At 56.8% G+C, this 15,191-nt stretch carries 17 protein-coding genes; all 17 read left to right on the forward strand.

Translation table 11 applies throughout. The features are described from left to right. Nucleotides 1–4: 4 nt before the first annotated feature. The 17 genes from gspG to B9Z49_RS07410 all read left to right on the forward strand — a co-directional run bounded on the left by gspG (nucleotide 5) and on the right by B9Z49_RS07410 (nucleotide 15,173). Nucleotides 5–445 carry a type II secretion system major pseudopilin GspG gene (gspG, locus tag B9Z49_RS07330; protein WP_108352825.1) on the forward strand — a complete coding sequence of 147 codons (441 nt, stop codon included), beginning with the start codon at nucleotides 5–7 and terminating at the stop codon, nucleotides 443–445. A 7-nt stretch (nucleotides 446–452) separates the two neighbouring features. Then, on the forward strand, nucleotides 453–914 hold the full coding sequence (locus B9Z49_RS07335; protein ID WP_233254544.1) for a GspH/FimT family pseudopilin: 462 nt from the start codon (nucleotides 453–455) through the stop codon (nucleotides 912–914). Next, a complete protein-coding gene (locus B9Z49_RS21750) occupies nucleotides 911–1,345 on the forward strand; it encodes a prepilin-type N-terminal cleavage/methylation domain-containing protein (RefSeq protein WP_108352764.1) in 435 nt (144 codons plus the stop codon). The genes B9Z49_RS07335 and B9Z49_RS21750 overlap by 4 nt, the downstream gene beginning before the upstream one ends. Next, the gene (locus tag B9Z49_RS21755; protein WP_158273435.1) at nucleotides 1,342–2,043 is read left to right on the forward strand and encodes a prepilin-type N-terminal cleavage/methylation domain-containing protein; all 702 of its coding nucleotides are present in this window, start codon (nucleotides 1,342–1,344) and stop codon (nucleotides 2,041–2,043) included. Before B9Z49_RS21750 ends, B9Z49_RS21755 begins: the two co-directional genes overlap by 4 nt. A gap of 3 nt (nucleotides 2,044–2,046) precedes the next feature. Beyond that, a complete protein-coding gene (locus B9Z49_RS07350) occupies nucleotides 2,047–2,907 on the forward strand; it encodes a general secretion pathway protein GspK (protein WP_108352766.1) in 861 nt (286 codons plus the stop codon). A gap of 8 nt (nucleotides 2,908–2,915) precedes the next feature. Next, complete coding sequence (locus B9Z49_RS07355) at nucleotides 2,916–4,004, forward strand: PilN domain-containing protein (protein WP_108352767.1); 1,089 nt, start codon at nucleotides 2,916–2,918, stop codon at nucleotides 4,002–4,004. After that, nucleotides 4,001–4,552, forward strand: a complete 552-nt coding sequence (gene gspM, locus B9Z49_RS07360) for a type II secretion system protein GspM (protein ID WP_108352768.1) — start codon at nucleotides 4,001–4,003, stop codon at nucleotides 4,550–4,552. Before B9Z49_RS07355 ends, gspM begins: the two co-directional genes overlap by 4 nt. Continuing rightward, nucleotides 4,549–5,205 (forward strand): hypothetical protein, encoded by a 657-nt coding sequence (locus B9Z49_RS07365; protein ID WP_108352769.1) that lies wholly within the window; start codon nucleotides 4,549–4,551, stop codon nucleotides 5,203–5,205. The genes gspM and B9Z49_RS07365 overlap by 4 nt, the downstream gene beginning before the upstream one ends. A gap of 24 nt (nucleotides 5,206–5,229) precedes the next feature. Further along, nucleotides 5,230–7,671 carry a type II secretion system secretin GspD gene (gspD, locus tag B9Z49_RS07370; protein WP_158273436.1) on the forward strand — a complete coding sequence of 814 codons (2,442 nt, stop codon included), beginning with the start codon at nucleotides 5,230–5,232 and terminating at the stop codon, nucleotides 7,669–7,671. Between the two features lie 78 nt (nucleotides 7,672–7,749). Further along, the gene (locus tag B9Z49_RS07375; RefSeq protein ID WP_108352770.1) at nucleotides 7,750–8,202 is read left to right on the forward strand and encodes a hypothetical protein; all 453 of its coding nucleotides are present in this window, start codon (nucleotides 7,750–7,752) and stop codon (nucleotides 8,200–8,202) included. 180 nt (nucleotides 8,203–8,382) lie between these two features. Then, the gene (locus B9Z49_RS07380) at nucleotides 8,383–9,201 is read left to right on the forward strand and encodes a hypothetical protein (protein WP_108352771.1); all 819 of its coding nucleotides are present in this window, start codon (nucleotides 8,383–8,385) and stop codon (nucleotides 9,199–9,201) included. A gap of 99 nt (nucleotides 9,202–9,300) precedes the next feature. Then, the gene (locus tag B9Z49_RS07385) at nucleotides 9,301–10,197 is read left to right on the forward strand and encodes a hypothetical protein (protein ID WP_146188491.1); all 897 of its coding nucleotides are present in this window, start codon (nucleotides 9,301–9,303) and stop codon (nucleotides 10,195–10,197) included. 86 nt (nucleotides 10,198–10,283) lie between these two features. Further along, nucleotides 10,284–11,150, forward strand: a complete 867-nt coding sequence (locus B9Z49_RS07390; RefSeq protein WP_158273437.1) for a peptidylprolyl isomerase — start codon at nucleotides 10,284–10,286, stop codon at nucleotides 11,148–11,150. A gap of 20 nt (nucleotides 11,151–11,170) precedes the next feature. After that, the gene (locus B9Z49_RS07395) at nucleotides 11,171–11,974 is read left to right on the forward strand and encodes an ABC transporter permease (protein ID WP_108352774.1); all 804 of its coding nucleotides are present in this window, start codon (nucleotides 11,171–11,173) and stop codon (nucleotides 11,972–11,974) included. Further along, complete coding sequence (locus B9Z49_RS07400; RefSeq protein WP_108352775.1) at nucleotides 11,974–13,224, forward strand: ABC transporter ATP-binding protein; 1,251 nt, start codon at nucleotides 11,974–11,976, stop codon at nucleotides 13,222–13,224. The genes B9Z49_RS07395 and B9Z49_RS07400 overlap by 1 nt, the downstream gene beginning before the upstream one ends. Continuing rightward, nucleotides 13,221–14,093: a class I SAM-dependent methyltransferase gene (locus B9Z49_RS07405; protein ID WP_108352776.1), complete on the forward strand. Its 873-nt coding sequence runs from the start codon at nucleotides 13,221–13,223 to the stop codon at nucleotides 14,091–14,093. Before B9Z49_RS07400 ends, B9Z49_RS07405 begins: the two co-directional genes overlap by 4 nt. A gap of 21 nt (nucleotides 14,094–14,114) precedes the next feature. Beyond that, a complete protein-coding gene (locus B9Z49_RS07410; protein ID WP_158273438.1) occupies nucleotides 14,115–15,173 on the forward strand; it encodes an acyltransferase in 1,059 nt (352 codons plus the stop codon). Nucleotides 15,174–15,191: the final 18 nt, after the last annotated feature.

A 15,191-nucleotide genomic window follows, 5' to 3' on the forward strand; every position in this document is an offset into this window, starting at 1 on the left:
CGCCATGAAAACCATTTCGTCTCAGCGCAGCGGCCAAGCGCGCAGATCCCAAGGATTCACCTTGATTGAACTCTTGGTGGTACTGGCCATTTTGACCTTGCTGGCGGGTTTGGTGGGCCCGCGCGTCCTGGGCCAACTCGGTGGAGCCAAATCCAAAACAGCAGGCGTCCAGATTGCAGACATCGAAAAATCCCTCGAACTCTTCAAGCTCGACGTTGGCCGTTTCCCCACACGCGAAGAAGGCCTGCCAAGCCTGGTGGCTGCGCCCGCAGGTGCTACCGGCTGGAATGGCCCTTACATCAAAGGTTCCTTGCCCAACGACCCTTGGGGCAAGCCTTACCAATACGCACCCGCCGAAGGGGGCAATGTCCAAATTTTGTCGCTGGGCGCTGACGGTGCACCCGGCGGTGAAGGTGAAAACGCTGACGTCAAGAACAAAAACTGAGATGGCCATGCCCCGGCCTCCTGTCAAAGTGCAGAGGGGCTTCACCTTGATCGAGCTGCTGGTGGTCTTGGCCATTGCCTCGCTCTTGGTGGGTCTGGCACCTGTGGCTTACAGCACAGCGCGTGAATCGGCCCAATACCGCACCACCCTGCGCACCATGACCGCTGACATGCGCCAAGCGCGCCAGCAAGCCATGGCGCAAAGCATCCCGGTCACCTTCCAAATTGATTTGCAAAACCGACAGCAAGGCATCGTGGGCCGGCCTTTTCAGACATGGCCTGCAGAACTGCGCATCCAAGCCACTGTTGGGCAAAATCAAATCCAGCAAGGCACCGCTGCCATCGTCTTTTTGCCCGGCGGTGGCGCCACAGGCGGCAGCATCGAAGTCTTGCGCAGCAACGGCACAGGAACGCGACTGCGGGTGGATTGGTTTTCGGGTTTGATCACGCAAGAACGGCTTTTGCCATGAAAGCCAAGGCCAAAGGCGCACCCAGCGCATCCCCATGCCGCCGCTCGGCTCAGCGCGGTTTTTCCTTGCTGGAACTGCTGGTGGCCTTCACCATCATGGCCATGTCATTGGGCCTCATTTACAAAGCCATGGGGGGCAGTGCCCGCAACGCCGGCGATCTTGTCACGCGCCAGCAAGCGATCATGTTGGCCGACTCCTTGTTGCAATCGCGCGAATCCGTCAACAGCCAAGGCTGGCAAGAATCGGGCACCCACGGGCGCTTCGAATGGCAAGCCAGCACCGAGCTATGGGGGCAGACCGCACCTGGTGCGCTGGCCCTGCATCAACTCAACATTGTGGTTCGCTGGGCCGATGGCACCGCTACGCGTCAAGTTTTGGCCCAAACGCTGTTGCCGCAACGCAAACCCGCTCCAGGAGAACCTGCACTGTGAAGCAGCTTCTGTCCCCGGCACCCAGTGTTCAACACGGATTTACGCTGATTGAGCTGCTGGTCGTCATGACCATGCTGGCCTTGATCATGGTCGGCTTGGGCCAGGCTTTTCGCAGCATGGGCCAAACCGAAGTTCGCGTGGACGAGCGGCTTCAACGCAGCGACCAAATGCGTGTCGTCAAGCACTTTTTGCAATCTGCGCTGACACGAACAGACGCCACCAGCTACGCCAACCCCGATGTCAAGGGCGGGCAGGGCGTTTTGTTCAAGGCCGATCCCGACAGCATCAGCTGGGTGGGCAACATGCCCGCACGGCCCGGCATGGGCGGCAGACACTTTTTCCGCTTGGCCATGGAGGACCTTCAAGGCGGTGATAGGGGACTGGTATTACGCTACCTGGCGTGGACGCCGCTGGCCCAGTTTCCTGACTGGAACCAAGCAGACACCCAGGTCTTGGTCAACCGCACGATCGATTTGAAAATCATGGCCGAAGGTCTGCCAAAACGTTTGTCCGACGCCCAAGCCGACTGGCCCATGGGCTGGCAAGCAGGCTGGCCCGCGGCCAAAGAGCTGCCCCAACGCGTCAGCCTGCTCATTCAAGACCAACAGGGTGCATGGCCCCCCATCACTGTGCCCCTCTATGCCAGCATCGGAAGTGCCCCGGTGTCTGGTGGATTTGTTGTTGGCGGAGGGCGTTAAGACATGAGTCACCTCAACCAACAAGTCGCCAAGCAACAAGGCATCGCCCTCATCGCGGTGCTGTGGGTAGTGGCTGCGCTGGGCATCATGGTGGTGGGCATGATCCATGTGGTCAAAGGCGAAACACGCCTGGCCGCCCAGTTGCAACGCACCACACTCGACAGCGGCATCGCCGACGCAGCGATTCGGCTGGCCTTGCAGCAAACCCTGTTGGCAAACAAAAAAGAGTTCAAAACCATTGAAGTCACCACCGTGCAGGTGTTTGATCGAACCATTCAGGTCGAATTCATTCCTCTGAACGGGTTGATCAACCTCAACCATGCCCCCATCGCCTTGTTGGCCGATGCATTTCAATACGCAGCGGGACTGCCCAAAGAACAAGCCACGGCTCTTGCGCAAGCCATAGACCTGGAGCGACAAAAGCGCAACGCCAAAGGCGAGGCGGCCAAAATGCACAGCCCTGAGGACCTGCTGCGCATACCCGGCATCGACTACGACTTGGCCGCCCTGGTGATGCCCCTGTTCACCACCGACCTCGAAGACACCCAAAGAGTCAATCCCTTGGCGGCCCCACTGGCCGTGTTGACTGTGCTGGCCCAAGGCAACGCCGCTTTGGCGCAGCAAGTTTTTCAGACCCGAATCGAACGCGGTGACACGACCGACACCACCCAACTCAGCGGTAATCACCTTCAAATTTCGAGCACCGGGCAGATCGCAGTGCGAGCGACCCTGAGTTCAGGCGACAATATGGCGGTTGTCCGGGTCTGGCGCTTGGCGCTGTCGGGTGATTCACACGGGTTGCCATGGCGGGTGCTCGGTCAAGACCCCCCCTTCCAGATCAGCACAAGCTCTACCCCCCCTTGAACAAGTCCATGAAGCCCTTGAACCTATCCCCCAGTTTGTTTGGCGTTGACCTGCGTCAACTGGGTCAAGACTGGGCCCAAGCTTTGGCGCTCATGGCCCGGTGGCCCGGTGTGCGTTGGTTAACACCCCATTTCGCCACACGGTTGCGGCTGCCCCAAGGCGGGCAAATCACTTGCCTTGAGAAAAACGGGCATACCCAAGTGTTGCCAGGCCTGCAAGACACCCCTTACGTTGGCTTGGTATTGCCAGACGACCTGGTTTTGTGGCGCAACCTCAAACTGCCCGGACTCAAGGGCGATGAATTGGATGCCGCAGTGCGCCTGGAGGTCGATCGCCTCAACCCCTTTCCTGCCGATGAACTGCTGTGGGCCCAACGAACACAAACCGCCTCGGATGCCGGGCAACAGGTGCAACTGGCCCTGACGTCCACTCGCCTGGTCGCTGACCACCTGGCCAAGGACAGCGACAAGCAACGCCAATCAGGGCTTATCCCTGCGGCCATGACAGAAGTGTGGGCGCAACACCCCGCAACCGGGCAATACATGGTGTTCAGCGGCTTTGGTGAGACCACACGCTGGCAACGCACCCTCCGCTGGCGCAATGTCAATTTGCTGCTGGTTGCGCTCATTGTGGCGGTCGGTTTGGCAGCAGCGGTCACACCCTCTTTGCAACTGCGCTACCGTGTGCAGCAGGCCCACGACGAGTTCACGCAACTTCAAACCCAGGCAGCCCCCGCCGTCAAGGCCCGCGAGCAAATGAGCCAGCTCAACAACAAAGTGCAACAACTGCAAGCCCTGGTGGGGCAGCGCATGGTGCCTGAACATGTGTTGCTGCTGCTCACCCGTTACATCCCTGAAGACACCTACATCCTGGTGCTCGACATCAAAGAATCCACCGTGAACATCACCGGTGTCACCCCCAATGCCACCGCCTTGATGCAGCACCTGGGCAAACAACCCGGCATTACCAAAGTCAAAGCCCCCAACGCAGCTCGCCGCGAACGCGACAGGGAGGTCTTCAACATTGAGTTTGTCCTGACCCCCACGCAAGAAGAGACCGCCACCCAAGCCACTGCAGCCACAGGGAGCAAGCCATGATCCGACTGCGTCTCCGCATTGTTGTGCTGCAAATCGTCACTGTCTTGTTGGTCATCGCGCCGTTTGCCATGGGTGGCCTTTATGTTTGGCAAAAGCACGAAGCCGCACTCGAAAAAATGGATCAGTGGGAACCCCGACATGCCAGGTTGCAAGGCATCCTGGCCCAGCAAAATGATTTCGCAACAGCCAATCAGCTGGCGCAAAGCCTTTTGAACGTTTTTGTCTACCCCGCTGAAGCCGACGGCACCAAAGTGGCCAATGAAGCACAGCAACGCATCAAAAGCGCGCTCGAACAAGCCGGCTTCCGGGTCGAAAGCATCCGCGTCAGCGAAGGTGTCGAGTCGGGTGACTTTCTGCGCCTCAAAGTCAGCGCCCGACTCGATGGCAACATCAACCACCTGTTCAGGTCCCTGTTGCTGCTGCGCGAGCAAAACCCGGTCCTTATTGTGGATGCCATGCGCTTCAACAACGAAGGCCCCTTGTTCAAAGCCAGTGTGCAACGCATCACCGGGCAAATCGACTTCACTGTGCTGAGGGCCAAACCATGAGGCACCCCTTGTTGCGCACTGTTTTGCTGGTGCTTGTATTGCTGGCGTCAGGGGGCGGCTTGGCTTGGCTTTGGTTCGATGCCGACGGAAACATCAAAAACAGCCAGTGGGCAAGACCACCGGCAGTGGCCGCTGTCGTGCCGACCGTCAGCATCAAGGAACCCGTGGGTATGGGTTTGGACGAAGCCACGCTTAGCCTGACCATTGAGCGGCCACTTTTTGCCACCGACCGCAAAGTTCCACCCCCTCCTGCGCCACCCACACCGCCACCGCCGCCACCGCCACCGCCACCGCCAGATGCCCTGAATGGGGCGCACCTGTTTGGTTTGATCGCAGGCGAACAAGGCTTTGTGATCCTGCGTGCCGAAGGCAAGATTCGCAGCGTCAAACTCAACGACAACGTGGGTGACTGGGTGCTCAAGAACATCGAAGAGCGCACGGCGCAATTCGAACGCAAAGAAGAAAAACGCACCCTCACACTTGAATACGCCAAGCTCGGTGTGCCCGTCAACGCAGCAGCCGCTGCGCCCCTGCTGGGAACGAATGCGGCTCAAAGTGGCGCCGCCGCCCCCAATTTGCCTAACGGCGCCAATGCTGAATTAGAAGCGCGACGCAAGCGGCGAGAAGCCATGCGCGCCCTTCCATCACAATAATGCCCATTTTGGGAAATATTCTCTATGAAAATCGCCCCAACCCTTCTCGCCTTGTCTGTCGCCCTGATCATCCAGCCCCTACTGGCTCAAACGCCAGCGGTAGACCCTTTCACCATCGGTGGTCGTGCAAGCAGCCCAACGCCTGGGGCCACACCCGCGAGCTCAGCGCCGCAAGCGCAGCCAATGCAGGGTGATGTGGTGATCTCTTTCACGCCTGCCCCGGCGGGCACAACGGCTGCGCCTGCGGTCAAGGTGACACCGCCTGCCTCTGCCAGCGCAGAAAGCCCTCCGGCCCCTTTGGCGCAAGGCGTGCAAATGATCCGGGGTGACGACAAGGTCATCGCTGGCCCAAAAGCAAGCACCCCGTTGGCAGGCGGCGCAGCCGGTCTCAAGTTTGAAAACGCCCCTTTAGGCGACGTTGTGCACGTCATCATGCGCGAATTGGCCAAGGTCAACTACCTGATCCACCCCCCCATCACCGGGGCTGTCACTTTGTCTACCCAAGGCAATGTGTCGGCCGACGACGCGGTTTTCTTGCTCGAAAACGCCTTGCTGGCCAACGGTTTCGTCATGGCCCAAGACGCACGGGGCACCTATCACATTGGCCGCCCTGATGTGGTGCGCAACGTGGTGCCTGCGGTGCGTCAAGCCATCAAAAGCAACCCCATGCCCCCGGGTCATGGGGCCATCATCATTCCGCTCAAATACATTGGCGCGGCAGAAATGGCGGCTATTTTGAAGCCCATGGCTCCCGGTGAAGCAATTGTGCGCGTGGACACGGTCCGTAACCTGCTGGTCATGACCGGCAACCGCTCACAAGCTGAAGGCTGGCTTGACATCGTCAGTACTTTTGATGTCGACATGCTCAAAGGCATGTCGGTGGCCGTCATCCCCCTCAAATACATCACCACCAAAGAAGTCCAACTGGCGCTGCAAATCTTCTCGCCTGGCGGGGGCGCGGCCTTGGCTGCATCGGCCGCCAGTGGCAACGCCACACAGGCCCCTGCTGCAGGCAACCAGCCCGCTCAAGCCTTGGCCAGAAACCCGGCCAATCCCTCGGGCGCATTGCCAGGTGCCGGGGCCGCTGCCGGTGGCGCTAGCATGTCGCCGTCATTTCCGTTGTTCGGAGCCCTGCGGGTGGTGCCTTTGGAGCGCTTGAACAGCGTGTTGGTGGTCACCCCACGAGCGGCCTACATTGACGAAGCCAAGGCTTGGCTTGACAAAATAGACCGCCCGGGTACCAGCGCCAGCGAACCCCAATTGTTTGTGTTTCCGGTACAAAACGGCTCAGCTGCCCATTTGGCCAACGTGCTCAGCGGGCTGTTTGGCTCGGGCTCAGCGCAGCCCCCTGGAACACCCAACAGCGGTGTCGCTCCCGCTTTGGCGCAAGGCGCGGGCGTGATGGGGGGTAACGCGCAAGGTGGTGGCGGCGGAGCCAGTGCGGCCCTCAACCCCAACGCCGGACGCAGCAATGTGCAAGGCGCAGGCATCACCACCGTCAACTTTGCCAGCGGCCTGCGCGTCATGGCCGACGGCATCAACAACGCGGTGTTGATTTACGGTACTGCTGCCGAATACGCCAAGGTCGAAGCTACCCTCAAGCGGCTCGACGTACCCCCTTCACAAGTGCTCATTGAAGCCAGCATCGTCGAGGTCACACTCAACGACGACTTGCAATACGGTTTGCAATGGGCCTTCAGTGAGCAAAAAAACGGCGGCATTGGCCAAGGCGTGCTCAGCAGGGCGGCAGGCGCTGCATTGGGCAGCACCCCGGCCGGCTTTTCTTACACATGGGCCACCTCAACGGGGGATGTGCGCGCTGTACTAAACGCATTGGCCGACAAATCGCTGGTCAAGGTCATTTCCAGCCCCTCGCTCATGGTCATGGACAACCACACGGCCAGCATCGCTGTAGGCACCCAGCAGCCCGTGCAATCGGGCCAAACCATCACCACAGGGGGAAACGTCTCCAGCAACATTCAATACAAAGACACCGGCGTCAACCTCAGCGTCACGCCATCGGTCAACTCCGGCAACATGGTGTCCATGCAGCTCAACCAGTCGGTCACCGATGTGGGCAGCATTGACGCAGCCACCGGTCAGCGCAGCTTTTTGCAGCGCCAAATCGGCAGCAAAGTGGCGGTGCGCTCGGGTGAAACCATCGTGCTGGGCGGCCTGATCCGCGACAACAGCACCGCGGGCCGCACGGGCATCCCTTTCTTGAGCGACATCCCTATTTTGGGTAATCTGTTTGGCACCAGTTCCAAAAACTCGGGCCGCACAGAGCTTCTGGTCATGATCACGCCGCGTGTGGTGCGCTCTGACCTGGAAATCAGGGACTTGGCCAACGATGTGCGCGAACGCATGAAAGGCCTGTTGCCTGGCAAGCTGTTTCCAACCGCACCGGTGGACTGGACACCTGATTTGAAAATCCTGATGACCCCCGTCACCTCCACGAAGCCTTGACAAGAGTGGATGAGCGAGGCTGATCAGGTTTTTTGCACCGGTAAAATTCAACGCACTATTTAAATTGGGGTTCTGACCATGAATTTGATGCTGTCTTTTAGCAAAAAAAGGCCAGTGGCTGAGGGCAAGCGCTTCGCCGCATGGGCTGCGTCTTGTCTTGTGGTTTGCGTAGCGGCAGGCTGTGCCAGCCTGAGTCCTGCGCCCCCAGAAGAAACTGTTCGCAAATTGGCCACACAACGTTGGCAGGCTTTGCTGGCGGGCAAGTATGACCAAGCCTATGAGTTTTTGAATCCTGCCTACCGCAAGCTCAAGCCCAAAGAGCAATATGCCTTCGCAACTGGTGCTGCGTCTGTGAAGTGGAAGTCCGCGGAAGTGGTTCGTGTGGTTTGCGAACCCAAAAAATGCAACGTTGTGATCCAGGTTGTCAGTCAGATCCGGATGCCCACTTTTTACAAAGCGCCGCTGGTGTCTGGGTTCGATGAGGTTTGGATTCTAGAAGAAGGCCAATGGTGGAAGCTTGAAAAGCTTTGAGCAAAGTTGGCACCATCTTTTTTCTTGGAGGAGTCACTAAAACAGAAAACTGTTGCGTTTTTTTAACATTTCCCATCCGCAGCCGATTTTTAGGCGTTGAACGACTAGGTATGCTGTGTTAATATCCTCTTAGCGCCAACATCTCACGATGCGCTAATTAACTTTTCAACTGGAGTTTTCATGAAAAAGAGTACACTCGCTCTGAGCATCGCCGCCTCTTTGGGTGGTCTGGGTCTGGCTGGCAATGCGCTGGCGGTGACCGACGTGGCTGGCGCTGCTACCGGCTCAGCTATCTATCGCAACGACAACGGTATTGGTCACCAACTGGTGTTCCCTTACTACACGGTGCAAAATAGCAACGCAACCTTGCTGTCCATCACAAACACCGATACCACCAACGGCAAATTGGTGAAGGTTCGTTTCCGTGGCGCAGCCAACTCGGACGACGTCTATGACTTCCAAGTGGCCTTGTCTCCAGGTGACATCTGGACTGCTGCTGTCACCATGGACGCAACCACTGGCTCAGCCAAGTTGGCCACCAGCGACAAGTCTTGCACCATCCCTGAAACCATTCGCTTGGGCACCAACCCAACATTTGTGCTTGATCGCGTAGATGGTGGAAGCGCGGCTCAAACTCTTGAAGGTTATGTTGAAGTCATCAACATGGCCAACATTCCTCCCCTTGCCACTGATGAAACAGCCCCTGTCAAAGCCACGGCTCTGTTCACTGCCATCAAGCACGCCAACGGCAGTGCACCTTGCACGGCTGCTGTGTTGAGCGAGAAGCTCGGGACCGATGGTACCGTTGCCGTTTTGACTGCCCGTGGACTGGCTGCGCCTACAACTGGTTTGACTGGTGATTGGATCATCCTGAACCAAAAATCCACAGCAGCCTGGTCCGGTGCGGCAACAGCGCTGGAAGCCCGCGTTGTAACAATCGCGGGTAATGTTGTTACCAGCAATGAGCCATCGACAGCCAACTTGGTTTTCTTCCCGTAAATTCGGGGCGATGTGGCCACTGCAACAGCTGCTCTCTTTACAGCTGACCCATTGATCACTTCGGGTGTACTGACTGCGCAAAACTACGATTTGCCTGACATGTCCACACGTTACACAGCTGAATCTCTTACCCCGGCAGCACAAGCTGACGACACAACAGAACAGTTGGCCATCCGTAGCTTGTCGAACCAGTTCGTCACTTCAGACGACATCGCTGCTGTGACCGACATCATGTTCTCGCAGCCAATGCGCCGTTACAGCGCTGTGGTGAACTACAAGTCCAACACAGTGACTGATAGCAATGGCAACACACTCCAAGTGCCCTTGGCCACAAACGGTACTGTGGCACGTGCGCTTTACCGCGGTGCTAGCACGACTGGTTTGACACCCACCTCGATCAATAACGTTGTTTACAACGTTGCAGTCGCAGGCACGACTGGTACTATTGGCGGCGGCACAGCAACTGCTGCAGTCAACTTGGCAACAGCTGTCGGCGCCGGCAGCGCGTACTACGGTCCATCGACAGGTACAGCTTCTTCTACCCAAGCTGCTAACTTGTTGTTCTCTACAGCCAATCCACGTATCTTGTGCTTGAACTCGATCGCTGGTCCTGCTGCAAATACGATCTTTGATCGCGAAGAGACAACACCAGGTAGCACCACAAGTACTGCGCTGGCCAGCTTTGTGATTTCGCCTGGCACAGTTGCTACAACAACAGCCACAACGGTGGGTGTTTGCGGCGAAGCTGCTGTGATCAGCATCAACGCGGTCAACAAAGATGGTTCTTTCCAAGAATCTGCATTGAGCGCAGTGATTGCTCGTAACGACATCACAAATGCAGCTTACGAAAATGGTTGGCTTCGTCTGAACACTGCCGCTTCGCAGAACCCAAATGGATTGCCAATCATCGGCCAAGCGTTTGTTCGCGCAAGCAACAACAACAGTGGTACGGCCATTAATTATGGCTTCAGCTACAGCAACAAAGTGACCCGTTAATTTTCGGACTTACTCTGGTTGAGAGGACGGGGGAAACCCCGTCCTTTTTTCATTGTTAAACAACATTTAACTCGCATATGTCAGTGATGAAGATCAAATGGTCAACCTTAGCCTTGATGGTTTCGATATCGGTAACTGCACAAGCCCAAAACCTGGTGTCAGGGTATGGAGTTTCGGTAGATGCATCAGAAATTAGACAGCAAATAGAACGCAGCCCCGACAATACAAAAGACCAGATGACAAAATCTGATGCAGTCAGGGCATTGGTCAGCAATATCCACGTCAGGCGCGTACTGGCCGCTGACGCGGTCAAGTCTGGCATTGAACAGAATCCCTTGGTCAAAGAGGCCATCGAAAAAGCAAGAGAAAGAATCCTGTCGGATGCCATGCTGGAAAGCATTGATCAAAAAAACCAGCCTACGCTACAAGACATCGAGGCGTATGCAAGAACCTCGTACAACGCGAACCAAGGCAAGTTTGGCGAACCTGAGCAGGTGCGAGCCAGTCACATTTTGATCCGATCGGGGGAAAGCAACGCTCGAGAAAAACTGCTGGAAATCCACGGGCAACTTAAAAAAGGTGCTGATTTTGCGGAAATGGCCAGAACGCGGTCTCAAGACCCGGGCAGCGCCAGCAAAGGTGGCGATTTGGGCTATTTTTCACGCGGTCGCATGATCAAAAATTTTGAAGATGTGGTGTTTGCAATGAACAAAAAGGGCGAGTTGAGTGAAGTGTTTGAATCCCCCTTCGGTTTTCACATCATTCAACTGACCGACAAGAAAGCCGCTGGCGTGAAAATGTTTGCAGAAGTCAAGGATCAGCTCATGCGTGAGGCGCAAAACGCCATCGTGATGCAAGGGCGTGTTAAAGAACGAGAGCGCATCCTTCAGGGATCCAAATTTGACGAAGGCAACTTGCAAACGTTAGAGAAATCATTAGGCGCAAAGCCCTGAAACGATCACGGATCCCAAGCATGTTGGAATCCACAGCCCTGGGTGTCGTTTGGCGCCGCAGGGCACTTTTATTGGCGTTGACTCGCCGAGATATCCAAAACCGTTACGCAGGATCGTTGGTCGGTGTTGTATGGGCTTTGATCAATCCTTTGGCCCTTCTGGCTTTGTACGCGTTGGTTTTTGAGGCGATTTTTCGGGTCAAAGTCCCCGATTTGCAGCTCGGCCAACCCTATGTTTTGTTTGTGGCATTGGCCTTATGGCCCTGGATGGCTTTTCAAGAAGGCGTGGTGCGAGGCACCAGTGCCATCCAGCAAAATGCAGCATTGGTCAAAAAAGTAGCGTTTGACCACGAAATTCTGGTCTACAGCGCCGTTTTGGCCAGCTTTGCAGTGCATGGGTTAGGTTTTGGAATAGTCTTGTTGGTCCTCGGTGTGTTTGGATTCAACATCCATTGGGCAGGACTGGGTGCGTCTCTGATGTGGCTGTTAGTGCTCTGGCTGATGGCGATGTCATTGGCTTTGGTCTTGTCTTCTTTGCAGGTTTTCGTGCGTGATGTCGAGCAGTTGTTGGCGCAGTTCGTTAGCGTGTTGTTTTATACAACCCCCATTTTGTTTCCCATGAGCATTGTGCCCAACTGGCTGGCGAACGTGATGCAGTTGAACCCTTTGGTGCACGCACTGGATCCAGTACGCGCCCACCTGCTGACTTCCTTGCCATTTGATGCCTTAGCCTGGATCACCGGCGTTTTGATGACGCTCATGGGGCTGGCTATGGCACGTTGGTTTTTTTTGCGCTTGTCGCCTTATTTTGAAGACATGCTCTGATGGCCAATCTCGCCACCACTTTCGACAGCTCAGCATCCATGGGCCACCACGATGCTGAAGATACCCCGTTGATACGCCTGACAGGGGTCAGTAAAAGTTACCCACTGAGCCAAGAAAGGGGAAGCCCACTGGCACAAGTCTGGTCGCGACTGAAAGGCCAAGAACCCGCCCAAGTTTTTAAGGCCCTCATAGATATCAACTTGGAGGTGTTCCGGGGACAGTCATTGGGCTTGGTCGGCATCAATGGGGCAGGCAAATCGACATTGCTTAAACTGATTGCTGGCGTGGTCAAGCCCACCCAAGGTCTGGTGCAGGTGCGAGGTCGGGTAGGCGCCTTGCTGGAACTGGGCGCGGGATTTCACCCTGATTACACTGGCCGACAAAACATCGATCTGGCTTGCGCGTTGATGGGCCTGAGCCCATCGCAAACCCGCGACAAAGTGGCCGATATCCAAGCCTTTGCCGACATTGGACCCCACATTGACCAACCCATCAAGCACTACTCATCGGGAATGGTGGTGCGCTTGGGCTTTGCTGTGGCCACCAGTGTGGTGCCCGAGGTGCTAATCACCGATGAGGTGCTGGCGGTGGGGGATGAATCGTTTCAGAAAAAATGCATGACTTGGATGCAGCGTTACTTGAACGAGGGGGGCACCTTGCTGTTGTGTTCACACAGCACGTACCACATTGAAAAACTTTGCCAACGCGCAGCCTGGATAGAACATGGCCGCTTGCACATGCTGGATGACGCCCAAAGGGTAACGCGCCAATATTTAGCCTGGCACGAAGAAAAAAACCGACCACCGCAGGACCTTCTGGCCGGTGAAGCCGTTCCGGATGCAGGCGGAATTTACCAGGTCAAGCAAATGTCCCTGAACGATCTGCCCGAAGATGCAGCGGTAACGTTGGACCTGCAAGGAAAGTTGGTGGTCTCAGGCCTGGTGGCGTCGCCCGATGGGCGTACCCCCCAAGTAGCGGTGGGCGTGGTGCGGGCTGATGGCACCCCGGTCTATGGCGTGGTCAGCGAGATGGATGGGCATACCTTGCAAGCCGATGCCCGGGGATTATTTGCCTTTCGCATTGTGTTTGACGATCTTCCATTGCTGCCCGGTCGCTATGTCGCACGGGCCCATGCCATGGACCCGGAAGGCTTGCGCCTGTTTGACCACGTGGAACGCCCATTTGATGTGCTGGGCGATTCACGTGAGCTGGGCTATGTTCACTTGAAGCACCGCTGGTTGAAACCATGACCATGAATTCGGAAATCGAATTATTGATGACGCTGGCCACAAAGCACTTGGCCCAGGGCGATGCGGAAACCGCCAATGCCTGTTTGTCAGGCGTGCTGACTCTGCAGCCACACCACCTGACGGCGCACAACCTGCGAGAAGCTCACGCCTTACCCGGCAACTATGGCAGTTGGATGGGAGTGAACGCTCAGATTTCGCCGGACGACGACATCTTCAGGTTTTTTGCAAGCCACCCCACTTCAACGCACCCTATTCGGGATTACTTGTCAGATGGTTGGCGCACCATGACAGAGCTGCAGGTATTGATGGAGCAGCACGGGCATGTGCTGGGCCAATCTAAGGCTTTCCTGGAATTTGCAAGTGGTCACGGACGCTTTACCCGGCATTTGGTCAAGCGCTTACCCCAAGGCGCTTTGACAGTGAGCGATGTGGTGCCTGGAAGTGTCGGCTTCTTGCAGGACTTGCTGGGGGTTCAGGGCTTTTATTCGACCCCCGAGCCGCACCACGTGCAGTTTCTGCAAGCTTTCGAGCATATTTTTGTATTGTCCTTGTTCAGCCACTTGCCCCAAAGCACTTGGGGAGATTGGCTGGCGCAGCTGTATGGGGCTTTGCGCCCAGGTGGTTTGTTGATTTTCTCGACGCACGGGCTTAAGTGCGCCGAGCAGGCCGGGGTACAGCTCCAAGATGGTTATGCGTTTTTTGACTCCAGCGAGTCCAGCGCGATTCCCGGTCAGGCGTATGGCACCACCTTCACCAGCCCCGACTTTGTTCTCAATACCGCTCGAAGGGTGTTGGGTAACAATGCCAGGGTGAGCGTGGTCCCCCACCATTTCTGGGGTAACCAAGATGCGGTGGTCATTCAAGGGTGATAGGCCGTGCACGTAACGTCTTTGAACCACGAACCGGCACTCGATGGCGTGCGGGCTCTGGCGGTGCTGGCGGTGCTGGTGTTCCATGCCGCCCCGCAACTGTTGCCCGGTGGCTTTATCGGTGTAGATGTTTTTTTCGCACTCAGTGGCTACCTGATCACGGGCATTTTGTTGCTCGAATACCAACAGCTTGGACGCATCCGGCTGGGTCGGTTTTGGTCTCGCAGGTGGTGGCGTCTTGGGCCTGCCGCCTTGTTGTTGTTGCTGGTGTATGTTGCAGTGCTGGCAGTTCGGCTGCCACCTGAGTCATGGCCCGACAGGGGCTGGGACTTACTGCTGGTTATGGCGTATGTCAGCAATTGGGCCAGGGCCTTGAACTGGCACCAGCTGGTGGATCTGGGACACACCTGGTCGCTGGCGGTTGAGATGCAGTTTTACTTGATCTGGCCACTGCTGTTGTGGGGTATCTTGCGTTGGGCCCAGCGACCATTCCTGCGGGTGGGCTTGGTGGTGCTCTTGGCGCTGGTCTCTTGGCTGTGGCGGGTATATTTGCAAGACCAAGGGGCGTCTTTGGACAGACTTTACAACGGTACCGACGTGCGAGTCGAAACCTTGTTGTGGGGGGCGGCATTGGCTTTGATGGTGTCGAGCGTTCCAACTCTGGAATTGATGCGTCGGTATGAACACGGGCTGCAGTGGGGCGTGCCCTTGGCACTTCTGACTTGGATGGCGGTAGCCGATTGGACGCACCCTGTGGTTTACAGCCTGGGCATCACAGGGGTCAGTATGATGACCATTATGTGGCTGCATGGCCTGCACAATGGGCGTTGGCAGGGTCATCTGGTTTGGCTGCGCGCGGGCCCTCTGGTGTGGCTGGGGCAGATATCATATGGCGTGTATCTGTGGCATTTTCCGATCATCCGCGCTTTGCTGGAGTGGCCGCTGAACGGGTTGCCTTTGGTGTTATGGACAGTGCTGCTCACTTTGCTGGTGGCAAGCGTGTCGCGTCGTTTCCTAGAGCTGCCGTTATTGGCGCGGCGCGACAGGCGCGACAGGCGCGAAGCACGGAGCACGCAATGAAGGTGTGATGAAACCCCA

The organism is Limnohabitans sp. 2KL-51, from assembly GCF_003063645.1.
GTDB lineage: Bacteria > Pseudomonadota > Gammaproteobacteria > Burkholderiales > Burkholderiaceae_C > Limnohabitans_A.

Excerpts from the sequence above, each read along its gene's own strand:
- gspM (WP_108352768.1), top strand. The coding sequence starts at position 4,001 with ATGATCCGACTGCGTCTCCGCATTGTTGTGCTGCAAATCGTCACTGTC.
- B9Z49_RS21750 (WP_108352764.1), top strand. The coding sequence starts at position 911 with ATGAAAGCCAAGGCCAAAGGCGCACCCAGCGCATCCCCATGCCGCCGC.
- B9Z49_RS07350 (WP_108352766.1), top strand. The coding sequence starts at position 2,047 with ATGAGTCACCTCAACCAACAAGTCGCCAAGCAACAAGGCATCGCCCTC.
- B9Z49_RS07395 (WP_108352774.1), top strand. The coding sequence starts at position 11,171 with ATGTTGGAATCCACAGCCCTGGGTGTCGTTTGGCGCCGCAGGGCACTT.
- B9Z49_RS07365 (WP_108352769.1), top strand. The coding sequence starts at position 4,549 with ATGAGGCACCCCTTGTTGCGCACTGTTTTGCTGGTGCTTGTATTGCTG.
- B9Z49_RS07335 (WP_233254544.1), top strand. The coding sequence starts at position 453 with ATGCCCCGGCCTCCTGTCAAAGTGCAGAGGGGCTTCACCTTGATCGAG.
- B9Z49_RS07400 (WP_108352775.1), top strand. The coding sequence starts at position 11,974 with ATGGCCAATCTCGCCACCACTTTCGACAGCTCAGCATCCATGGGCCAC.
- B9Z49_RS07380 (WP_108352771.1), top strand. The coding sequence starts at position 8,383 with ATGAAAAAGAGTACACTCGCTCTGAGCATCGCCGCCTCTTTGGGTGGT.
- B9Z49_RS07405 (WP_108352776.1), top strand. The coding sequence starts at position 13,221 with ATGACCATGAATTCGGAAATCGAATTATTGATGACGCTGGCCACAAAG.
- gspD (WP_158273436.1), top strand. The coding sequence starts at position 5,230 with ATGAAAATCGCCCCAACCCTTCTCGCCTTGTCTGTCGCCCTGATCATC.
- B9Z49_RS07385 (WP_146188491.1), top strand. The coding sequence starts at position 9,301 with ATGTCCACACGTTACACAGCTGAATCTCTTACCCCGGCAGCACAAGCT.
- gspG (WP_108352825.1), top strand. The coding sequence starts at position 5 with ATGAAAACCATTTCGTCTCAGCGCAGCGGCCAAGCGCGCAGATCCCAA.
- B9Z49_RS07390 (WP_158273437.1), top strand. The coding sequence starts at position 10,284 with ATGAAGATCAAATGGTCAACCTTAGCCTTGATGGTTTCGATATCGGTA.
- B9Z49_RS07355 (WP_108352767.1), top strand. The coding sequence starts at position 2,916 with ATGAAGCCCTTGAACCTATCCCCCAGTTTGTTTGGCGTTGACCTGCGT.
- B9Z49_RS07375 (WP_108352770.1), top strand. The coding sequence starts at position 7,750 with ATGAATTTGATGCTGTCTTTTAGCAAAAAAAGGCCAGTGGCTGAGGGC.